Genomic DNA, 20,698 nt, shown 5'->3' with positions numbered 1-20,698 from the left:
CCGGGAGACATCATCCGGACACAACGGCGCCGGCCGGCGCAGCCGCGACCGGCGTATTACGACACGGCCGCCCACCCACGGCGACGGCCACCGACCGCGCGCGGCGGCGGGACGGGTGACGCCCACCGGGCGCGTCCGCGGGCGGACCGATCTGACGGATCGGCCATCGACGCCGCCCGGCACCGCCGCGACAGCGGCCTGGTTTGCCATGATGTCTCCCACTTCGACCGCCCCTACCGCAAGAGGCCCGGGTCCCACCATGACCGTGCATTCCGGCCCACTACTGCACACCCTCTTCCTGAATGTGTGACCAATCGGCTACTTTCTGCCCCATGAGGTAGCCGAGGGCCTGGTAAAGGCCCATCCGGCCACATCGAGCAGACGGGGGTCTGATGGTCGCGGAAGAACTCATGGTGGCTGGGCCGCCCCTGACCCTGTCGGGCCCGATCCGGCCGGGCCGCCCGTCGGCCCGTATCTCCCCGGACCACACCTCCCCGGAGATCATCCCGCCGGACCGCATCTCGACAGCGCAGTCCGCCGCCGACATCCCGGGCACGCACATCCCGGCCACCCAGCTCCCGAACAACCAGGTCCCGGCGCCGTCGATGGCGTCCACCGGGCACGCCAGGCCGACGGCGAAGGCTGCCGCGGGCAAGGCCGCCGGCGGAACGTCCACCGGCGCGGGTGGCGCTGGCGGCGCCAGCAGCACCCGCGCAGACGGCACCAGGGGTGCCGGTACCAGCCCCAACACCGGCGAATCCGGCACGCCGACCCTGTTCTCCCGCCTGCTCGCCGAGGCCAACGTCTCCGACACCCGCTTCGCACGTCAGGTCAACAACCGCGCCCGATCCCAGCGCCGCATCGAGCTCGGCCTAGCCCGGACGACCGTCGGGCACTGGCGCCGCGGCATGCGGCCCCGGGACCCGATGGTCGCCGAGCTGGCCGCGGCCGAGCTCTCCGCCCTCGTCGGCTACCCGGTGACCCCCGCCGACCTCAGCTGGCGGGGCGAAGCCAGTGAACGCGACGACCTCGGCCTCGCCGTCGCGGACATCCCCGACGACACCCTGCGGACGCTCGCTGGACTTTCGGGACGAGACATGCGGCGACGTGACGTCCTACATGACGGGGCGGCCTTCGTCGCCACCGCCTTCGCCGACCCCGTGCTGTCCAGCCTCACCGGCATGATCCGCCGGATCAGCGCGGACGTCCCGTCCTCCCCGTCCGGCGGAGCGATGATCCGGGACATGACCGAGACGTTCCGCCGCCTGGACGCCCGGTTCGGCAGCAGTGAGATCCGCCCCCAGGTCGTGACGTTCCTGCACGACCGGACGCGGGCGGCTGTGGCGGGACCGGCCGACACCGACACCTTCGGCGCCCTCGCCGAGCTGGCCCAGTTCAGCGGCTGGCTCGCCCAGGACTGCAACCGCCAGGCGCTGGCCCAGCGCTACTACATCCAGGCACTCACGCTGGCCGAGCACGCCGACGACGTCATGATGGCCGGCCGGGTGCTGTCAGCGATGAGCGACCAGTCCGCGGCCCTGGGGCACAACCGGCACAGTCTGTCCCTGGCGCGCGCGGCGATCGACCGGTCCGCCCGGCAGTCCGCGCCGGCCGTGCAGGCGATGCTGCAGGACAAGCTGGCGTGGGCCCTCGCCCGCAACGGCGACGAGGCCGGCTGCATGCGTGCCCTGGACGCGCTGGAGCGCACGATCTCCCGCGAGCCCGGCGACGCCCCGTCCTGGGCCGGGCACTACAACATCGGCGACGTGGCCGAGTGTCAGGGCCACTGCCTCCTCCTGCTGGGCCGGGCGGAGATGGCCGAGAAGCGGCTGTTGGAGGCACGTGACCTGCAGGGTCCGGCGCGGGCCCGGACCCGCGCGTACGCGGAGGCGGACCTGGCGCTGTCCTACCTGAAACGCCCGCGCCCCGAGCTCGAGGCGGCCCTCGAAGCCGGGTACCGGGCGGTGGAGGTGGCCGGCCCGGTGTCCTCCACCCGGATCGTCAACAAACTCTCCGAGCTGGACCGGACGATCGCCGGCTTCTCGAAAGCCGTCGCGGCCCGTGAGTGGCGCTCACGCGCCGCTGGTCTCGTGCGACCTTCCCCCCAGCGGCCGGAACCCGCCGTCGGCTGACCGGCGTGGACCGGGCACCCTATGTCCGGTGAGCCCCGCGAAGGGCATCGGCCGCCGCATCGGCCGACGCGCCCCCACTTCCAGCTACGGCACCAACATCGGCGGAGCTACCGACGGCGGCGGAAGCCGCGGAGGTAACGGCGGTGGGAGCGGCGGCGGCAACGGTGGAAGCGGAAGCGGCGGGGGTGACGTCGGTGCCGGGACGGGCACGGGCATCGGCGCGGGCGACATCCCGGCGATCCCGTCCGACCCGCCCGGCCGGGCGGGCGGGACGCATCCGCCGGCCCGGATCGCCCTGGTGCTCGCCGCCTGGGTCGTCACGGTGGCGCTCGCCGTCATCGCCGCGGTGCGCCTCGTCCACCTCGACGACGCGTTCGCCTGGCCGTTCGCCTCGTTCAACGCGCTGACACCGCTGCTGTACCTGCCGGTCTACGCGGCGCTCGCGATCGGCTTCGCGCTGCGACGCAACCTGCTCATGATCTTCTGTGCGCTGCTAGTCGTCGCCCACCTGGTCTGGGCGCTGCCCGAGGTCCTCCCCGGCGACGCCGATGACGTCCCGCAGGGCTCGGCCCGGCTGCGGGTGATGAGCGCGAACCTGCTCTACTCCAACACCGAGGCCGGCCGGCTGGGCCGGCAGATCGAGGCCGCCGACCCCGACGTCCTGGTGCTGGTCGAGCTCTCGCCGCTGACGTTGGCGGACGTCCAGGCGTCAGGTGCGCTGAAGGAGTACCGGTACTCCGAGGTCCACCCGCAGGACGGCGCGTTCGGCGCCGCGGTGTTCTCCCGCTTCCCGCTGTCGGACACGGCGGCACCCGAGGTGGCCGGCAGCATGTCACTGCGCACGACGGTGCGGGTCGACGAGCGCCGCTCCTTCGTCATGTACGCGGTACACACGATCTCGCCGACCAGCGGGGACTACGCGAAACGGTGGCGCGCCCAGCTCGACCACCTCCGCGAGGACGTCGAGACGTCGAAACTGCCGGTCGTGCTCGCCGGCGACTTCAACGCCACCCGCGACCACCGTCCGCTGCGCCGGCTGCTCTCCGCCGGTGTGCGCGACGCCCACGACGTCCTCGGCGCCGGTTGGACGCCGACCTGGAACGCGAAAACGGTCGCGTTCCCACCGGTGCTGCGGATCGACCACGTCCTCGCGTCACCGGCCTTCGCGGTCACCGGCTACCAGGTCGGCTCCGAGTTCGACAGCGACCACAAGCCGGTGACCGCCGATCTGGCCCTACGCTGACCAACCCGGCCCCGGGCCGCAGACCGGGCCGGGGCCGATGTCGGGTGCTGCGACGGCTAGCGGCCGACGAAGTCGGCCTTGCCCGGGCCGCGCTCGATGAACGAGTCCATGCCGTGGCGGCGGTCCTCGGTACCGAACAGGCCGATGAACAGCGCCGACTCCAACCGCAGCGCCTCGGAGAGCGCGAGGTCGCCGCCGTCGTCGATCGCCTGCTTCGCCGCGGCCAGTGCCAGGGCGGGCCCCGTGACGAAGCGACCCGCCATCCGCAGGGCCTCGGCGTGCACCTCATCGGCCGGGACGACCTTGTCGGCCAGCCCGATCGCCTCCGCCTCGGCGGCCCGCACCTGCCGGCCGCTGAAGACGAGATCCTTGGCCCGGGCCGGCCCGACGAGCCGCGGCAGGCGCTGCGTGCCACCGGCGCCCGGGATCACACCGAGGGTGATCTCGGGCAGCCCGACCTTCGCGTTCTCGGCGAAGACCCGGAAGTCGGCACACAGCGCGAGCTCCAGGCCGCCGCCGAGGGCATAGCCCGTGACGGCCGCGACGACCGGCTTCGGGATACGCGCCACCAGGTCGAAGGCCGCGGCCAGATCGCGGACCCAGCCGGTGATGCCGGCGACGTCCAGCCCCGCCATCTCCTTGATGTCCGCCCCGGCGGCGAACACCTTCTCGCCGCCGTAGACGACAACGGCCCGGACGTCCGCCCGGGCGGTGGCCTCGAGGGCGGCGGCGCGCAGCTCAGCGGCAAGCGCCGCGTTGAGCGCGTTCATCGGCGGCCGGTCCAGCCTGATCGTCCCGACACCGTCGGAGACCTCGAGCCGCACGACCGCCATCGCCAAACCTCCGCATCGCCGCGAAACCATGAATCCTCAGCACGATTCCGCGCATCCGTGAGCCACCCGCCCGCCGGAGACTCCCCCGCCGGGCCGCAGCCAACACTAGACGAGTAGGCCTCCACGTTCAGGCCGCCAACAACCACCCCAGGACCACGCCCAGTCCACCGGGCGTCGGCCAACTGGGTGCGCCGCGGGACGGGAAGTGACGCCGGTCACTTGGGATGGGTGGAGGTGAGAGTTCGGGGGACCACCGGATGATGTGGCGGTTAGCGTCGTTCCCATGATCCGCCCCGGCTCGGCCACCCCGCTCGGCGTGTGGTGGGACGGCGAGGGAGTCAACGTCGCCGTCGTGGCGCCCGGTGCCGACGCGGTGGATTTCTGTGTGTTCGACGGCCAGGACGGCTCGGGCGGCCAGGACGGCTCGGGCGCCACCGGCCGCACCGGCCTCGGCACCGGCCCGGCCCCCGGAACGGACGGTGGCGCGGAGACCACTTCGGGTGGTGAGACGCGGTACCGGCTTCCCGAACGGGACGGCGGTGTCTGGCACGGCTACATCCCCGGGGTGGGCCCGGGGCAGGCCTACGGCCTGCGGGCTCATGGGCCGTACGCGCCCGGGCGCGGCGAGCGGTACAACCCGGCGAAGCTGCTGCTCGACCCCTATGCGCGCCGGGTCACGGGGAGCTTCGTGCCCCATCCGGCGGTGCACGGGTATGTGGCCGGCGATCCCTACGGGCAGGACCCCGACAACCGGGACTCGGCACCGTATGTGCCAAAGGGCGTCGTGACCGGACCCGTCACGCGGCCTCCCGCGGGATCCGTCGCGGGGTCTGCCGCCGGGTCCGTGACGGGGCCGGACCCGGCCGCGAACAGGCCGCGGACGGCCTGGGCCGACACGATCCTGTACGAGCTGCACGTCCGGGGCTTCACCATGCTTCACCCGGGGGTGCCCGAGCGGCTGCGCGGGACCTACGCCGGCCTGGCGCATCCGGCGGTCGTCGACCACCTGCTGCGGATCGGTGTCACCGCGGTCGAGCTGCTGCCCGTCCACGCGCACATCTCCGAGACGACGCTGCTGGAGAACAGCCGCTCCAACTACTGGGGCTACAACACGCTGGCGTTCTTCGCCCCGCACCCCGGCTACGCGGCCACGGACGACCCCGTCGCCGAGTTTCGCGCCATGGTCGCCGCGCTGCACGACGCGGGTATCGAGGTGCTGCTCGACGTCGTCTACAACCACACCGCCGAGGGCAGCGAGCGCGGGCCGACACTGAGCCTGCGCGGGCTGGACAACATCGCCTACTACCGCGTCGAACCCACCGACCCGCGCCGCTACCGCGATGTCACCGGCTGCGGGAACACCGTCGACGCCACGTCGCCACACGTCGTGCGCCTGATCTGCGACTCGCTGCGGTACTGGGTGTCCGAGATGGGGGTGGACGGGTTCCGCTTCGACCTGGCGACGGCGCTCGCGCGGTCACCGGACGGGTTCGAGCCGGCCGCGCCGCTGCTGACCGCGATCCAGGCCGACCCGCTGCTGTCCTCGGTCAAGCTGATCGCCGAGCCGTGGGACCTCGGCTGGGGCGGGTACCAGGTCGGCGCGTTCCCGGCGCCGTGGGCCGAGTGGAACGGCCGGTTCCGCGACACCCTGCGTGACATCTTCAGCGACCGCACCGGCAGCGTGGCGGATCTCGGATACCGGATCACCGGCTCGTCCGACATCTACGAGCATTCGGGACGCCGGCCCTGGGCCTCGGTCAACTTCGTCACCGCGCACGACGGTTTCCCCCTCGCCGACCTGGTCTCGTACAACGAGAAGCACAACGAGGCCAACGGGGAGGGCAACCGGGACGGGGAGTCGGAGAACCGGTCGTCGAACCACGGCGCCGAGGGACCGACGGACGACCCGAAGATCCTCACGAACCGCCGCCGGGCCCGCCGGGCCCTGATCAGCACGTTGCTGCTGTCGGCCGGTGTGCCGATGCTGCTCGCCGGCGACGAGCTGGGACGTTCGCAGGGCGGCAACAACAACGCCTACTGCCAGGACAACGCGGTCTCCTGGCTCGCCTGGCCGAACGGAACGGCAGGAACCCCCGAGGCCGGTGGGCCCGGCGATGGGCCGGCCAGCGAGGTGCCGGCCAGCGAGGTGCCGGCCGCGGATCCGGCAGGTCCTGATCCGGCGCTGGTCACGTTGGTGGGCGGGCTGAGCAGACTGCGACGGGCCGCACCGGTGCTGCGGCGGCAGCGGTTCTTCCGCGGTGGCGCGCCGACCCCGCAGCGGCTGCCCGACATCACCTGGTTCCGGCAGGACGGCGTGGTGATGTCGGCCGCGGACTGGAACGCCCCGCAGGTGGCGATCCTGGTGGCGCACCTGGCCGGGGAGGGCATCGAGTGGACCGACGCCGCGGGCACGCCGGTCACCGGGGAGAGCCTGCTGTTGGTCATCCATCCTGAGGGCGAGGACCGGACGGTCGTGCTTCCCGGGGCGCCCTGGGCGACCTGGTACGACCTGCTGCTCGACACCGCCGCGGACGACCTCGCCGGGTTCCCGGACACGATCACCGAGCCCCGCCGGACACTGGCGGCCGGCGCGCAACTCGACGTGGCCGGACGAACGGTCCTCATCCTGCGGGCCCTCGGCGGCTCCGATCGCAGTGTGGCGGCTGAGTGAGTTCATGATGACACTCAGCAACCACGCCGGCCGCCCTGGGCCCGGAGGCCGGAGGCCCAGGGCGCGGGGGTGGGTCAGGGGTTTGTGACCAGGCCGAGTTCGGCTGGGCTTGCGGTGAGGCGGTGGCGGGGCAGGACTCGCACCGTGTAGCCGAAGGGGCCGGTCCGGCCGAGCGGGATCGTGCCCTCGTACCGGTGGCCGTGGCCGCCCTCCCCCTCGCCCACGTCGGTCAGCGAGAGCGTGCCGGGCGCCATGATGCGGTCGGTCTCGTCCACCCGGCCGTAGGAGGCGATCACCTCGACGTCGGCCGGGTCGAGCCCGCCGAGGTCGACCGTCGCCCGCACGACCAGCGACTGGCCCACCTGGGGGGTGTCCCCGAGCCCGGCCGAGTCGACGTTGAGCACCTGGACGCCCGACCAGGCGCTGCGCACTCGGTGCTTCCAGGCCGCGAGGTCGCGCGCCCCGGCGAGGTCGCCCTCGGTGGCCTGGCGGGCCGACACCCCGGCGGGCACGTAGTAACGCTCGACGTACTCGCGCACCATCCGGGTCGCCAGCACCTGCGGGCCGAGCGTGGAGAGGGTGTGCTTGACCATCGCCGTCCACCGCGGCGGGGCGGACGTCGGCGTCGCCCGGTCGTAGAAGCGCGCCGTCACCGTGTTCTCGAGCAGGTCGTACAGGGCCGCCGACTCGATGTCGTCGCGGCGGTCGGGGTCCTCGACGCCGTCCGCGGTCGGGATGGCCCAACCGTTCTGACCGTCGAACATCTCGTCCCACCAGCCGTCCCGGATGGAGAGGTTCAGGCAGCCGTTGAGCGCCGCCTTCATCCCGGACGTGCCGCACGCCTCGAGCGGGCGCAGCGGGTTGTTCAGCCAGACGTCGCAGCCGGCGTAGAGGAAGCGGGCCATGCCGATGTCGTAGTCGGGCAGGAAGACGATCCGGTGGCGCACGGCCGGATTGTCGGCGAACTGGACGATCTGCTGGACGAGCAGCTTGCCGCCGTCGTCGGCCGGGTGGGCCTTGCCCGCGATGACCATCTGGACGGGGCGGTCGGCGTGCAGCAGGAGCCGCTTGAGGCGCTCGGAGTCGCGCAGCATCAGCGTGAGCCGCTTGTAGGACGGCACCCGGCGGGCGAACCCGATGGTGAGCACGTCCGGGTCGAAGACGGACTCGACCCAGTCGAGCTCGCCGGGGGCCGCGCCGCGCTGCAGCCAGGAGACGCGGACCCGGCGCCGGATCTCGGCGACGAGCTGCTCGCGCAGTTCCCGCCGGGTCGCCCAGATGGCCTCGTCGGACACCTTGTCGAACCGGGTGAAGGCCTCGGCGCCGCCGCTGAGCAGGCCGGGGCCGGGCTGGCGGTCGGCCAGCTCGGTGATCGAGCGGGAGACCCAGGTCGGGGCGTGCACGCCGTTGGTCACCGAGCCGATCGGCACCTCGGCGTGGTCGAAGCCGGGCCACAGGCCGGCGAACATCTCCCGGCTGACGATGCCGTGCAGGCTGCTGACGCCGTTGGAGCGCTGGGCCAGCCGCAGGCCCATGTGGGCCATGTTGAACACGTTGGGGTCGGGCTCGGCGCCGAGCTCGAGCACCCGGTCGACCGGGACGCCGGGCCAGCTGTTGTCGCCGCCGAAGTGGCGGGCCACCAGGTCCTTCGGGAACCGGTCGATACCGGCGGGCACGGGCGTGTGGGTGGTGAACAGCGTGCCGGCGCGGGCGGCCTCCAGCGCCTCGTCGAAGCTCAGCCCGGTCTCGGTGAGCTCGCGGATGCGCTCCAGCCCGAGGAAGCCGGCGTGGCCCTCGTTGGTGTGGTAGACCTCCGGCGCCGGCGAGCCGGTGACGGCCGCGTAGGCGCGCAGCGCGCGGACGCCGCCGATCCCCAGCAGCATCTCCTGGAGGAGCCGGTGGTCGGTCCCGCCGCCGTAGAGGCGGTCGGTGACGCCCCGCTCGGCGGACTGGTTGTCCTCGACGTCGGAGTCGAGCAGCAGCAGCGGGACCCGTCCGACCTGCGCCTTCCAGATCTGGGCGTGCAGGGTGCGCCCCTCGGGCAGGCCGACGGCGACCTTCACCGGGGCGCCCTCGTCGTCGGTGAGCTGCGTCAGCGGCAGGCCGTGCGGGTCGATACCGGGGTAGCGCTCCTGCTGCCAGCCGTCCCGCGACAGCGACTGGACGAAGTAGCCGGCCCGGTAGAGCAGGCCGACCCCGATGATCGGCACCCCGAGGTCGCTGGCGGTCTTCAGGTGGTCGCCGGCGAGGATGCCCAGGCCGCCCGAGTACTGCGGGAGGACCTCGGTGATCCCGAACTCCGGCGAGAAGTAGGCGATGGCGCTGGGTGCGCCCGGGATCGCCTGCTTCTGGTACCAGAGGTCGGAGGTCAGGTACTCCTGCAGGTCGTCGGCGGCGTCGGAGAGCCGGCGCAGGAACTTCCGGTCGGCGGAGAGCGCCACGAGCCGATCGTGGTCGACCTCGCCGAGCAGCCGGACGGGATCGCCCTCACAGGCCCGCCACAGCTCCGGATCGACCGACTCGAACAGGTCGAGGGTCTCCGGATGCCACGACCAGCGAAGGTTCAGAACCAGCTCGCCCAGCGCAGCGAGCTGCTCCGGGAGCTGGGCACGGACAGTGAATCGGCGCAGCGCTCTCACGAGACGGGAAGCCTAAACAGGGTGCATGAACTCGCCGCACCCGGGTTCGGCCCGCCGGTTACCGAGCCGCAACAACTTCTCCACGATCCCCCCAAGACGGATATTCCACACTCTCCGCCGCCCGTCCACCACGTGGTGGACGGGCGGCGGGGACGGACGGCGGGAACGGGCGGGACGGCGGCTACTCGTCGGGGGCGGTGGCGACCTTCGCGGCGAGCGCGGACATGACCGCCGGGTCGCGCAGGGTCGTGACGTCACCGAGCTCGCGGCCCTCGGCGACGTCCCGCAGCAGCCGGCGCATGATCTTGCCGGACCGGGTCTTGGGCAGGTCGTCGGCCCAGATGATGCGGCGCGGGCGGGCCAGCTTGCCGATCCGGTGAGCGACGTGGTCCCGGAGCTGGGAGACCATGGCGTCGTCGCCGACCAGCTCGCCGCGCAGCGTCACGAACGCGACGATCGCCTGGCCGGTGTCCTCGTCCGACTGGGCCACCACGGCCGCCTCGGCGACGGCCTCGTGCGCGACGATCGCGGACTCCACCTCGGCGGTGGACAGCCGGTGCCCCGACACGTTGATCACGTCGTCGATCCGGCCGATGATCCAGAAGTAGCCGTCCGCGTCGAGCCGCGCGGCGTCGCCCACGACGTAGGTGCGGGGGCCGAACCGGGAGAAGTAGGTCTGCACGAACCGCTCGTCGTCGCGGTAGAGCGTGCGCAGCATGGACGGCCACGGACTGGTGATCACCAGGACCCCGGTGCCCTCGGTGACCGGCTCGCCGTCCTCGGACAGCAGCGCCGGGCTGATCCCGGGCAGCGGCGTCGTCGCCGACCCCGGCTTCGTCGACGTCACCCCGGGGATCGGCGAGATCAGGATCGAGCCGGTCTCGGTCTGCCACCAGGTGTCGACGATCGGGCAGCGCCCACCGCCGATCATCTGGTGGTACCACAGCCAGGCCTTCGGGTTGATCGGCTCGCCGACCGAGCCGAGCAGCCGCAGCGACGACAGGTCGTGCCGCTCCGGGTACCGCGCTCCCCACTTGATGCACGCCCGGATGGCCGTCGGCGCGGTGTAGAAGACGGTGACCTTGTACTCGGCGATCAGCCGCCACCAGATGTCGTAGTCCGGGTAGTCCGGCGCGCCCTCGTACATCACGCTCGTCACGGCGTTCGACAGCGGGCCGTACACGATGTAGGAGTGGCCGGTGATCCAGCCGACGTCGGCGGAGCACCAGTAGACGTCGGTCTCCGGGTCGATGTCGAAGACCGTGCGGTGGGTGTAGGTCGCGCCGAGCAGGTAGCCGCCGGTGGTGTGCAGGATGCCCTTCGGCTTCGCCGTCGACCCGGAGCTGTACAGGATGAACAGCGGGTGCTCGGCGGAGAGCGGCACCGGCGGGCACAGCGGGTCGGCGGCGGCGAGCAGCTCGTGGTACCAGACGTCACGGCCGGCCGTCATCACCGTCTCGGCCCCGCCCACCGGCCCGGTGGAGCGGACGACCACGACGTGCTCCAGCTTCGGCAGGTCGCCCAGCTCGGCGTCCACGCCGGCCTTGACCGCCGCCGTGCGGCCCTTGCGGCGGGCCCCGTCCACGGTGATCAGCACCTTGGCGTCGGAGACCTCCATCCGCTCCCGCACCGCGGACGGCGCGAACCCGCCGAAGACCACGTTGTGCACCGCGCCGATGCGGGCGCAGGCGAGCATGGCCACCGCGACCTCGGGGATCATCGGCAGGTAGATGCCGACGACGTCGCCCGGGACCACGCCGAGGGAACGCAGGCCGTTCGCCAACCGCTGGGTGTCGGCGAGCAGCTCGGAGTAGGTGACGGCCCGACGCTCACCCTCCTCGCCGTGCCAGTGGTAGGCGACCCGGCCGCCCAGGCCGGCCGCCACGTGCCGGTCCAGGCAGTTGGCGGAGACGTTGAGCTCGCCGTCGTCGAACCACTTGTAGAACGGCGGGTTCGCGTCGTCGAGGACGCGGGTGAAGGGCTTCTGCCAGGTCAGCAGCTCGCGTGCCTTTCCCGCCCAGAAGGCCAGCGGGTCGGCCGCGGCCGCCGCCACGTCGGCGGCGTACGGCTGGCGACGGGCGAAACCCGGCGGCGGGTCGAAGCGCTCCACGGTCTGCAGGCGCTCCAGCTCGGCCTCGAGCGCTCCACCGGCGCCGCCGCCGCCGTCCGTCCCGCTTCCTGCGTCCATGCCTGTAACGGTCACGCGTTCCTCCTGCATCGGCGAAGGCCCGAACAACGCGGTCACCTACGGTTTCACCGGTGTATCACGAAGCCCGGCGGCCTCCCAGAGCCACCGGGCCGCGCGGGCGCACCGGTCGACAGGCACGCGGGCGGGACGGCGTGGCGGTCAGCCGACGGTGAGTGCGAACAGAGCGAGGAACGCGCCGTAGCAGGCGAGGGCGACCAGGGCGCCGAGCGCGGCGCGGCGCGGCGAGCGCCGCGGGCCCGACCGCAGCCACCCGGCGAACAGGCGGTTCACCAGCGGCATCAACAGCCAGGTGAGCGCGCTCACGCTCAGCACGTTCCCAACGAACAGCACCGCGTAGCTCGCCAGGCCCATATCGTCCAGCAGCCGCCCCACCGTCTCGTTCAACACCATGACGGTCGGATAGAGCGCGAGCAGGACCATCATGGCCTGCTTCCAGTTGGGCGGCGGCGCGCCGTCGGCGCCGTCCCCGAACCGGAACCAGCCGCTGAACGACGACCCCACGGTGCGGACGTCGAAACCGGCGAAATGCCGCCTCCCGTCCGTGAGGAGTTTCTCCCGCGCCGCTGATTCAAGCCATTCGTCCAGGTGCCGCCTGGAGTCGTACCGGAAAAGGGCGACCCAGTGCTCCTGAACCCCGGGCACCGGCCGGAAGAGCTCGTATCCCAGGAATCCCGGCGACCTCGCCTGCACCCGGCGTGCCTTCTCCTGCCAGGTCTCGAACTCCCGCTCGTGCCCCCGGCGCACGACATGCGACACCACGGCGGTGACGACGTCCCGCTCGGGTGGCCGGCCGGCGAGGATCTCCTGGGTGGCAGGGTGATCGAGCAGCCGGCCGCCCTCCTCGACGAGGCGCCGGCGGGCCGGCGACTCCAGCCAGCCGCGCAGCAGCGCCAGCGTGGAGAACCGGAACACCACGATCCAGGAGTGGCTCTCCGCGGAGGCGGGCGGATAGAGCTCGACCGCCTCGAATCCCGGCCGGTCACGAGCGGCGTCATTGGTCCGCTCCTGCCACCGGCGGTATTCCCGCTCACAGCCGTCCCGGACGTCGAGCGTCATCACGACGGTCGCGGCGGCGCCGTCCGAATCATTACTGCCCGCACCTCCCACCCTGGTCACGATAGGTCCGGACGGCCGGGGCAGAGCGGCAACCGGACGTCTGCGCGCTTTGCCCGGATAGCGGCGAGGACCGCCGTCGGCGGGAACGGTCACGGCGGGCGGCGGCGCTTCTCGCGGGGCGTGCCGAACGGGCGTACGGGGCATCGAGAGGGGTGACGCATCCGAAGGGGGCGCGATGAACCACGAGGAGCTCATGGGCGAGGCGACCCGGCTGGCCACGCAGTCGGTCGAGAACGGCTGGGGCGGTCCGTTCGGCGCGGTGATCGTCAAGGACGGCGAGATCGTCGCGCGCGGGCAGAACCGCGTGCTGCTCACCGGCGATCCGACAGCCCACGCCGAGGTCGAGTCGATCCGCAAGGCCATCCAGGTACTCAATCCGGAGGGGCCGACGATCGCCCCGGAGGAGCAGGACCTCGCCACCCTGGAGCTTGTCCCGCGGCCCGAGGGATCACCCGACCGGGTGCCGAAGCGGGCGAAAATGCTGATGGGGTATTCGATCTACACGGCCGGTATCCCCTGCCCGATGTGCATGAGCGCCATCTACTGGTCCCGGATCAGCGACGTCTACTACGCCAACGACCTCGCGGCGACCCAGCGGATCGGCTTCGACGACGCCTACCAGTACGAGGATTTCAGCCGTCCCATGAACGAGCGCGGCATCCACATCGAGCAGGTCTGCCAGGAGGTCGGCGCGACAGCCTACGCGGCCTGGAACGCCAGGCCCGACCGCCACCCCTACTGACCCACCTCACCTGCTGGCCCGCCTCGGGCTCGGCTCGGCAGGAGCGCGGCCCCGGGCCGGGGCGGTTACCGGGCCGGCTCGGGGTGGGGAGTTGACCAGGTATGGAGGAGGGTCAGCAGTTCCTCTGCCGCCAGGAGGCCGGTGGCGGTGGTCACCGTGAGGTTCGGGGCCTGCCAGCCCTGCTCGTGCAGCTCCCCGTGCGCCGGTCGGACGGCCAGGTCGGCGGCGGCGAGCATCGGCGCGTCGAGGACGGAGTCGCCCGCGGCCAGCACCCGGGACGCGCCGGCCCGGCGGGCGACCTCCGCGACGGCCGCCTGCTTGGTGAGGGCCGTCGGAACGAGGTAGACCTTGCGGCCCTGGGTGGACAGCGACCACCCCGCCGACGCCACCTCGGCGGCGACGTCGGACAGGTCGGGAATCGCCTCCCGGCTGTGCGCGACCAGGTAGACGAACAGGCCGTCCGCCACCCGGACGATGCGGGCCCATCCGGCGGCGTCGAGCCGGGCGGCCAGGGCCTCCATCTCCGCCAGCGGCGCGCAGGTGCCCGCGAGGCGGGCCGCGACCTGCTCCGCCCAGACGGGGTCGGGCTCGCCGTCGACGAGCAGGTGCCCGCCGTTGGCCGCGATCGCGAACGCGGGGCGCACGCCAAGGTCGATCCGCCGGTACTGGGCGAGGGTCCGCGTGGTGACCGGGACGAAGACCGCCGTCCGGTGCAGGCGGGCGAGGATGTCGAGTGCGCGGGTGGTGGAGTAGGCCGAGGGGACGCCGTCGATCCGTTCGACCAGGGCCACCTCCGGCTCGGCCGTCCCGGAGGCCAGCCGGAAGGACTTCCGGGCGAAGATCAGCGTCTGGTCGAGGTCGCAGGCCAGCAGGTGCGGGCCGTCCGGCACCGGCGCGGGACGGGGCGGGGCGGTCACGGTGTCTCCGGGCGCCAGCGCGCCGCCGGGGTGTGGAACACCGGTCTCTCGCCGTCCGCGGCGCGTACCGGCCGCACCAGGCCGACGCAGGAGAAGGGCAGGCCGGCCATCTCCTCCACCGGCACTCCGCGGGCCTCGGCCAGCGCCAGCACGTGGGCGAGCTCGTCCAGCCGGTCGGGGGCGACGAGGATGCGCCACGGAACCCGGCGCAGCAGCACCCGGGTGGCCTCGCCCACCCCGGGCTTCACCATGATCACATCCGGGATGTCGAACCGCTCGGCGATGCGCTCGACGGCGGCCCAGCCCTCCCAGGTCGGTGTCCGGTCGGCGGCCCACAGCCGGGGCCAGGCCGCCTCGACCTCGTCGGCCACCTCGTCGAACCGGTCGACGATCGTGTCGATGAAGTGCCGGGAGAGGTCGTGCGGGAGGAGCTCCCGGTAGAACTTCGCGCCGTGGAAGTCGTCCGGGCCGATGTGCTCGGCGTTGAGCACCGTCCGGCTGACCAGGCCGCTGACCGTGGAGTTCAGGCAGGCGCTGGGGATGAGGAAGTCGTCGCGGGTGCCGAACAGCGGCACGCAGCGGGCCGGGTCGGCGAGCACGGCCAGGGTGTCGTCGACGCCGAGGCCGCGGACCGCCTCGGCCAGCACCCGGGTCATCACCCCCTTGCCGGTCCATCCGTCGACGAACTGGATGGCCGCGCGGTCGTGGCGGTCGGTGATGTGGCGCAGGGCGTTCATGTCGACGCCGCGGTCCTTGATGACCGAGATCGCATAGTGGGGGACGTCCAGGCCGTGCCGGAACGCGTACCAGCGACGCATCAGGATTCCGATCGGCGTTCCCGCGCGGGCGATCGAGGCGATCACCGGCGCGGGCTTGGTGTGCCGGACGAGCTCGGCGACGATCCCGGTCGCCAACGCCACCCGCCGCGCGGACCGCTCCAGCGCCTGGTGGTAGATCCGCAGGTAGGCGGCGTCGGGCTGGTACTCGATCGGCAGGTCCTCGGAGTAGTGCCGGCCGGACTGGAAGCCCTCCTCGCGGTCCTCCGTCGGCCGTTCGAGGTTCGCCGCGCTGAGGTCGGTGAGCAGGAAGGTGACATCCTCGGGCAGGTAGGAGCCGGAGCCGATCAGCGTTCGCCCGCCGGTCGCGACGGGCCGCACCGCGCTCACCGGGCGTCCTCGGCGCCGCGCGCCGCCGGCACGTGGCAGGGGATGGTGACGACGGTGACGTCGGCGCAGCGGCGCAGCTCGGTGAGCAGGCCGTCCAGGTCGGGGCCGCCGGGGACCGGCCCGCGGTCGTCCATCCCCGAGTCCACGACGAGCACGATGTCGTCGTAGCGGCCCGGCGTCACGTTGTACACGTGGCTGACCCGCTCGGGGCCGTCGGGCGCCGGGAAGGTCAGCGCCGCCCGGATGGCGTAGCCGTCGACGTCGAGCGGATGGACCGGGGAGCGGGTCGTCGACTGGTAGACCACCCTGCGCCCGGTCAGTTCCGCCAGGCCGTCCGCCAGCCGCATCGGCACGTACATCAACTCCTCGGTACCCAGGACCAGGATGTCCCCGCCGCGGGCGGGGTCGGGCAGTCCCGCCAGAACGTCCTTCGCCACAGCCGGAACCGCGTCGGTGAGGCGCTCACGGGCGGCCGGGGACCAGCCGTGGCGTGCCCCGTCCGGCAGACCCGCCGGCCAGCTCACCGCCACCCGGGTGACCCGGTGCTCCGCGCAGCCACGGTCGCCGCCGCCCTCGGCAGGGGTCGGGGCGCCGAAAGCGGCGCGGATCCGGCTGGCCCGGGCCGTCACGTCCGCGGGCACCGTGACGGTCGCCGCGACGAGGGAGACGACGTCCAGGCGGATGCCGAGCTCGGCGGCGAGGGCGTCGAAGGCGGCCCGGGCGGACGGCGGCCGGGCGTCGACGAGCGCCGCCACTGCGTAGTCCGTTCGGGGGGCGAAGGCGTGCAGGATGCGGATGGTGCCCATCGCCGTCCGTCCGGTCGACAGCTCGTCGTCGACGAGCAGCAGCCGGCCGGGGATTTCCAGCACACCGGGATCGGCGGGCATGAGCCAGTGGTGGGTGGCGTGCGAGTGCGACTCGACGAATTCCAGGACAGGCGTGCTGCCCGGTACCCGGCGCCGCGTCGTGTGCAGGTAGTGGCTGTTCGGCAGGCCGTCGGCGACGGCGTGCCCGAGCGCGGTGGCGGTCTCGCAGTACCCGATGACGATCGGGACCTCGGCCGCCCCCGGCCCGGGGCCGGCCCACCGGGCGGGTGCCGGCAGGGCCCGCACCCGTTCGGCCAGGCGGGCCGCCGCGTCCAGCGCGGTAACCGGCGGCACCGGCAGGTGCTTGCCGAGGACCCGGCTGACGAGCAGGTGCGCCCGCAGCGGGTTACGGCGCAGCGCCAGCCCGACGAGCCGGCGCAGCTCGGCCGCCTCCGCGGGCGCGGCCGGTTCGCCGCCGCGCACCTCGATCCCCAGCCCGAGCTCCTCCCACAGCCAGTCGGGGTCACGCGTCCGGTCCTGGCCGAGCATCCGATCCTGCCCGGTCACCGCAACGCGTCCTGCGTCGCGGCCAGAACGTCGACGAAGGTGAGGCCCTCGCGCAGCACGCCGAAGGCCCGTGCCCGCCGTTGCACGGCCTGCGCCCACGGACGGTGCGGGCGCAGCTCGTTCATCTTGTTCGCGTAGCTGCTCGGCCGGACGCCGCCCGCGTCCCCCTCGAGGACCGCCTCCGCGTCCTCGTACTCCTCCTGGGTGACGACATTCAGCGCGTGGACGGCCGGCACGTGGCTCGGGTGGATCACCGTCTTGCCGATCAGGCCGTTGGCCTTGTCGAGGACGACCTCCCGGATGAGCCGGTCGAGGTCGGCCGAGACGAGCTCCGTGCGGATCCGCGCGCCGCGCTCGCTGCCGTCGACGAGGTCGGCCTCCTCGAACGGCGTCACCCGCAGGGAGCTCACGAACAGGCGCTCGGGCTGGGCGAAGTACTCCCACACCGGGCCGGTGACGACATGATCGCCGCCACGGGCGCAGATGTTCACGATGTCGGCGATGCAGTCGCGTACCACCGCGATGTCGTAGATGGTCAGATCACGGTCGCGGCGCAGGCCGAACACCCCGGACAGGTCGGTGGCGCCCAGCCGGACGGCCAGCACGTGGTCGGCGTGCTTGTCGACCAGGCGGCGCACGGCCGTCAGGGTCTCGATCCTGGTCTCGCGGTAGATCACCTGCGGGCTTTCCAGGACGGGCATCGCCCACAGCAGCCGGCCAAGGGTGTCGGACCCTCGCAGCACCGCCTCGAGCGCCGCCTCGCCGCTCTCCTCGCTGAACTTCGGCAGGACGAACCCGGCGAGCAGGGAGCGCGCGGGCCCGCCCAGCCGGGCCAGCAGCGCCGGGATCTGCGCGACGGCGCGCACCCGGACGAACAGCAGCGGCAGACCCTCACCGCAGGCCGGCGGGTCCTCCCCCAGATCGGCGAGCGCCGCGGCCACGTTCGACTCGGCCCCGAGCACCTCGTGGTCGGCGATGGCGTCCTCCAGGCAGAGGACCATCGAGGTCACCCCGGCCGCCACCTGGCGGCGGACGTCCGAGGCCAGTCGCGGGCGGGTACCGGGGGCGTACAGGGTGGCGCCGAGCGCGGTCGCGACGAGCCGCCGGTCACCGCCGGTCGTGATCTCTTCCGGAGCTCGGTGGAACAGGGTCCTGGCGGTCTGGCCGTCCAGGAAGCTGAAGTGACGCAAGCGGCGCGCTCCTGTCGAGACGATCCGACGATCCGGGGACGGACGATCCGGCGGGCCTGCGCGAGCGATCCCGCGAGCCCTCGTAAGCGGGAACCGCAACCGCGCAGGTCACAGGGCGGGCTTGGACATGGTGCCCGGGGCTGACGCTACCGCGCCACTCCGGGAGTTCGACACGAAACAGCACACGACGCCTCCGTGCACAGGTGTTGGTCGGCAGACGAACGGGCCGTCACCCCCGCGATGCCGGGGTGACGGCCCGTTCACTGAAACGAACGATCATCTGTGTGCCGAAAGCGGTCCACCGTTCGGACCGGGCTGCTCAGCGCTGCCCGGAAGACGAGCAGCGCTGAGTGGCGCCCTTCAGACCGAGCCGAACAGTTTCTTGTACAGGGCGGACGCCTTCGGGTTCTGGCCGCCGTTCATGATGGTCGAGCAGACGTTGCCGGGCGCCGCGTCGTGGAAGTACGACTCGTACGCCATCACGTCCGCGTACTTCGTGAACGTGTCGAACATCTTCTGGATGTAGAAGGGGTTGTCACCGCCGCCGTTGCGGCTGCACGAGGACACGCCCCATTCGCCCACGCCCACCTTCTTGCCGTGCTGGCGGGCGAACTCGAGCAGGTAGCACAGGCCGTTCGGGTCCTCGCACTGCTTCTTCCAGGTGGCCTCGTCCCGCGACGGCGGGTACCAGTCGTAGGAGTCGATGCCGACATAGTCGACGTACTCGTCACCAGGGTAGGCCGCCCACGGGGTGCCCCCGTTGGGAACCGGCGAGGCGTGCGCGTTGAACGTCCAGTCGATCTTCACCGCGGGGTCCGTCGAGCGGATGGCAGTCGAGATCTTGCGGAAGCAGTCGCGGAACTCCGTCCCGGCCGGGTCCGAGTGCCAGTACATGAACTTGCCGTTGAATTCCCAGCCGATGCGGACGATCGAATCGGCGCGGCCGTTGTTCTTGAGGAACGTGCCGAAGGTCTTCCAGTAGCTGTCGTACTCGCCGCGGGCGCAGGCCGCGTTGTTGCCCTGGCCCTTCGGATAGGTCGGCTGGCTGATAATCAGCTTGCCCGGGAAGGCCTTGTACAGGTCCAGCGGCCAGCGCGGCTCGACCATCGCGTTCCAGCCCTGGGTACGGACGGTGAACACGTGCGCCACGTCGTTCGCCCGCCCGCGCCACGTCCCGAAGGACATGACCTGCGACAGGACGTGCGACGGGTAGACGCCGGACATCCAGGGCAGGCCGGAGAGCCGGCCGGTGCCGCCGGTGGTGGTGCCGGTGCCCGTCCCGCTCCCCGCCGACGGCGCGGCCGTGGGCGCTGGCGCGGGTACGGCGGTCGGCGCCGACGAGCCCCGCCGGCCGGTGCTCGGGGGGGTGGTGGCCCGAGCGGTGCCCGTCGGCTCCGAGCTGGTGGGCCCGGAGGCCGTGGGCTCCGAAGTCGTGGGCTCCGAAGTCGTGGGCTCGGCGGTCGTCGGCGCCGGGGTGGCCGCGGGGCCCGGGACAGGACTCGCCGTCGGGGCTGGTGCGGGGACCTCGGCGCCGTTGGCCGCCCCGTTCGCCAGGCCCGGCGTGCCAGCGTCGACGACGTCGAGCGTGCCGCTGGCCTCCACCGACTCCTGCTTCGCCGTCACGGTCACCCGGCCGGAGAAACCGAGCGGCACCTGGAAGCCGAGGATGAACCGGCCGTCCGCGCCGGCCCGGGCGCTCGCGGAGCCACCGAGGTCGGTGGTCGCGGCGGTGACCGCCACGTCCTTGCCGGGCCCGAAGCCACGCCCGCCGACGAGCACGATGTCGCTGTCGAACAGGACGAGAGTCAGCTTCGACTGCCCGGCGGTGGCCGGGCCGGAGGTCAGGCCGGCGACCGGGACCTGCTGGTCGGCGACACCCCCGGCCGACGAGGACGGCACGGGCGACGAGGTTCCGTCAGCCTCCGGGGTCGTGCCCACGGTGGGCGACGGTGTCGGCGTGGCGGCCGTCGGCGCGGCACCGGCCGGCGCCACCAGCGGCAGGGACAGCGCCAGCACGAAGCCGGCTGCCAGGCCAAGCCGCGGCCCACGGCCGAAGCGGTGCCGGCGGCGCGGCCGCGGCGGCCGGGACGCCGGGGCGCCCGCGGGATTCCGGCCGAAGCCGAACCGGGAGGTGCGGTCGACCTGAGGGGTCGGTCGGCCGCCGGGTGTCGAGGCCATGCTCGCGCGCCGCCTTTCGGTCGTGGCGTCGGACGGAGCATCGACGGACAAACAACTCGGCACACGCGGGAAACCGGCTGTGCGGTCTCCCTGCGGCTCGTCCCCTCCGGGCCACCACCACCGTGGTGGGACCCAGCGTGCCGCCTCGGCGCCAGAGCCGACGGCGTCCGACGGATTCTCCGGCTGCAACGGCCGGATCCGGCAGAATCCGGCCTTACCACCCTGGGACCGATCGAAAGTGCCCCAGAGCTGATCGAAGCCATCGTAAGGGACTAACCAGAACGGGGGT

Annotated in this window: 13 protein-coding genes; 4 read left to right on the top strand and 9 right to left on the bottom strand. The window is 72.7% G+C overall.

Going from position 1 to position 20,698, the window contains the following annotated elements; genetic code table 11:
* Positions 1–410: 410 nt before the first annotated feature.
* Together FRANEAN1_RS05245 and FRANEAN1_RS05240 are read left to right on the top strand one after the other, a co-directional pair.
* Positions 411–2,132, top strand: a complete 1,722-nt coding sequence (locus FRANEAN1_RS05245) for a transcriptional regulator (RefSeq protein WP_347176988.1) — start codon at positions 411–413, stop codon at positions 2,130–2,132.
* A 28-nt stretch (positions 2,133–2,160) separates the two neighbouring features.
* Positions 2,161–3,375, top strand: coding sequence for an endonuclease/exonuclease/phosphatase family protein (locus tag FRANEAN1_RS05240; protein WP_157472350.1), 1,215 nt, complete (start codon positions 2,161–2,163; stop codon positions 3,373–3,375).
* Between the two features lie 56 nt (positions 3,376–3,431).
* Here the strand turns inward: FRANEAN1_RS05240 and FRANEAN1_RS05235 are convergent, their stop codons facing one another.
* A complete protein-coding gene (locus FRANEAN1_RS05235) occupies positions 3,432–4,208 on the bottom strand; it encodes an enoyl-CoA hydratase-related protein (RefSeq protein WP_020458708.1) in 777 nt (258 codons plus the stop codon).
* A 283-nt stretch (positions 4,209–4,491) separates the two neighbouring features.
* Between FRANEAN1_RS05235 and glgX the strand changes: the two genes are divergently transcribed.
* Positions 4,492–6,879, top strand: a complete 2,388-nt coding sequence (gene glgX / locus FRANEAN1_RS05230; RefSeq protein ID WP_049795584.1) for a glycogen debranching protein GlgX — start codon at positions 4,492–4,494, stop codon at positions 6,877–6,879.
* 74 nt (positions 6,880–6,953) lie between these two features.
* On the opposite strand, the gene glgP is transcribed toward glgX, so the two are convergent.
* From glgP to FRANEAN1_RS05215, 3 genes are all read right to left on the bottom strand, one after another.
* Complete coding sequence (gene glgP, locus FRANEAN1_RS05225) at positions 6,954–9,518, bottom strand: alpha-glucan family phosphorylase (protein WP_020458706.1); 2,565 nt, start codon at positions 9,516–9,518, stop codon at positions 6,954–6,956.
* A gap of 181 nt (positions 9,519–9,699) precedes the next feature.
* Positions 9,700–11,706 carry an acetate--CoA ligase gene (gene acs, locus FRANEAN1_RS05220; RefSeq protein ID WP_049795583.1) on the bottom strand — a complete coding sequence of 669 codons (2,007 nt, stop codon included), beginning with the start codon at positions 11,704–11,706 and terminating at the stop codon, positions 9,700–9,702.
* 159 nt (positions 11,707–11,865) lie between these two features.
* A complete protein-coding gene (locus FRANEAN1_RS05215; protein WP_020458704.1) occupies positions 11,866–12,843 on the bottom strand; it encodes an antibiotic biosynthesis monooxygenase in 978 nt (325 codons plus the stop codon).
* A gap of 175 nt (positions 12,844–13,018) precedes the next feature.
* Between FRANEAN1_RS05215 and FRANEAN1_RS05210 the strand changes: the two genes are divergently transcribed.
* Positions 13,019–13,585, top strand: a complete 567-nt coding sequence (locus FRANEAN1_RS05210) for a nucleoside deaminase (protein WP_020458703.1) — start codon at positions 13,019–13,021, stop codon at positions 13,583–13,585.
* A gap of 65 nt (positions 13,586–13,650) precedes the next feature.
* Here FRANEAN1_RS05210 and FRANEAN1_RS05205 read toward each other — a convergent pair whose 3' ends face one another.
* The 5 genes from FRANEAN1_RS05205 to FRANEAN1_RS05185 form a co-directional block, all read right to left on the bottom strand.
* Positions 13,651–14,502, bottom strand: coding sequence for a hypothetical protein (locus FRANEAN1_RS05205; RefSeq protein WP_020458702.1), 852 nt, complete (start codon positions 14,500–14,502; stop codon positions 13,651–13,653).
* Positions 14,499–15,668, bottom strand: coding sequence for a cysteine protease StiP family protein (locus tag FRANEAN1_RS05200; protein WP_020458701.1), 1,170 nt, complete (start codon positions 15,666–15,668; stop codon positions 14,499–14,501). The genes FRANEAN1_RS05205 and FRANEAN1_RS05200 overlap by 4 nt, the downstream gene beginning before the upstream one ends.
* Complete coding sequence (locus FRANEAN1_RS05195) at positions 15,665–17,041, bottom strand: phosphoribosyltransferase family protein (RefSeq protein ID WP_157472347.1); 1,377 nt, start codon at positions 17,039–17,041, stop codon at positions 15,665–15,667. Before FRANEAN1_RS05195 ends, FRANEAN1_RS05200 begins: the two co-directional genes overlap by 4 nt.
* Complete coding sequence (locus FRANEAN1_RS05190) at positions 17,038–18,231, bottom strand: HpcH/HpaI aldolase/citrate lyase family protein (RefSeq protein WP_020458699.1); 1,194 nt, start codon at positions 18,229–18,231, stop codon at positions 17,038–17,040. The genes FRANEAN1_RS05195 and FRANEAN1_RS05190 overlap by 4 nt, the downstream gene beginning before the upstream one ends.
* Before the next feature lie 360 nt (positions 18,232–18,591).
* A complete protein-coding gene (locus FRANEAN1_RS05185; RefSeq protein WP_020458698.1) occupies positions 18,592–20,409 on the bottom strand; it encodes a glycosyl hydrolase in 1,818 nt (605 codons plus the stop codon).
* Positions 20,410–20,698: the final 289 nt, after the last annotated feature.

Source organism: Parafrankia sp. EAN1pec (assembly GCF_000018005.1).
Classification (GTDB): domain Bacteria; phylum Actinomycetota; class Actinomycetes; order Frankiales; family Frankiaceae; genus Parafrankia; species Parafrankia soli.
Note: the sequence above shows the minus strand (reverse complement) of the source record. Positions and strands in the feature narration are given on the sequence as shown.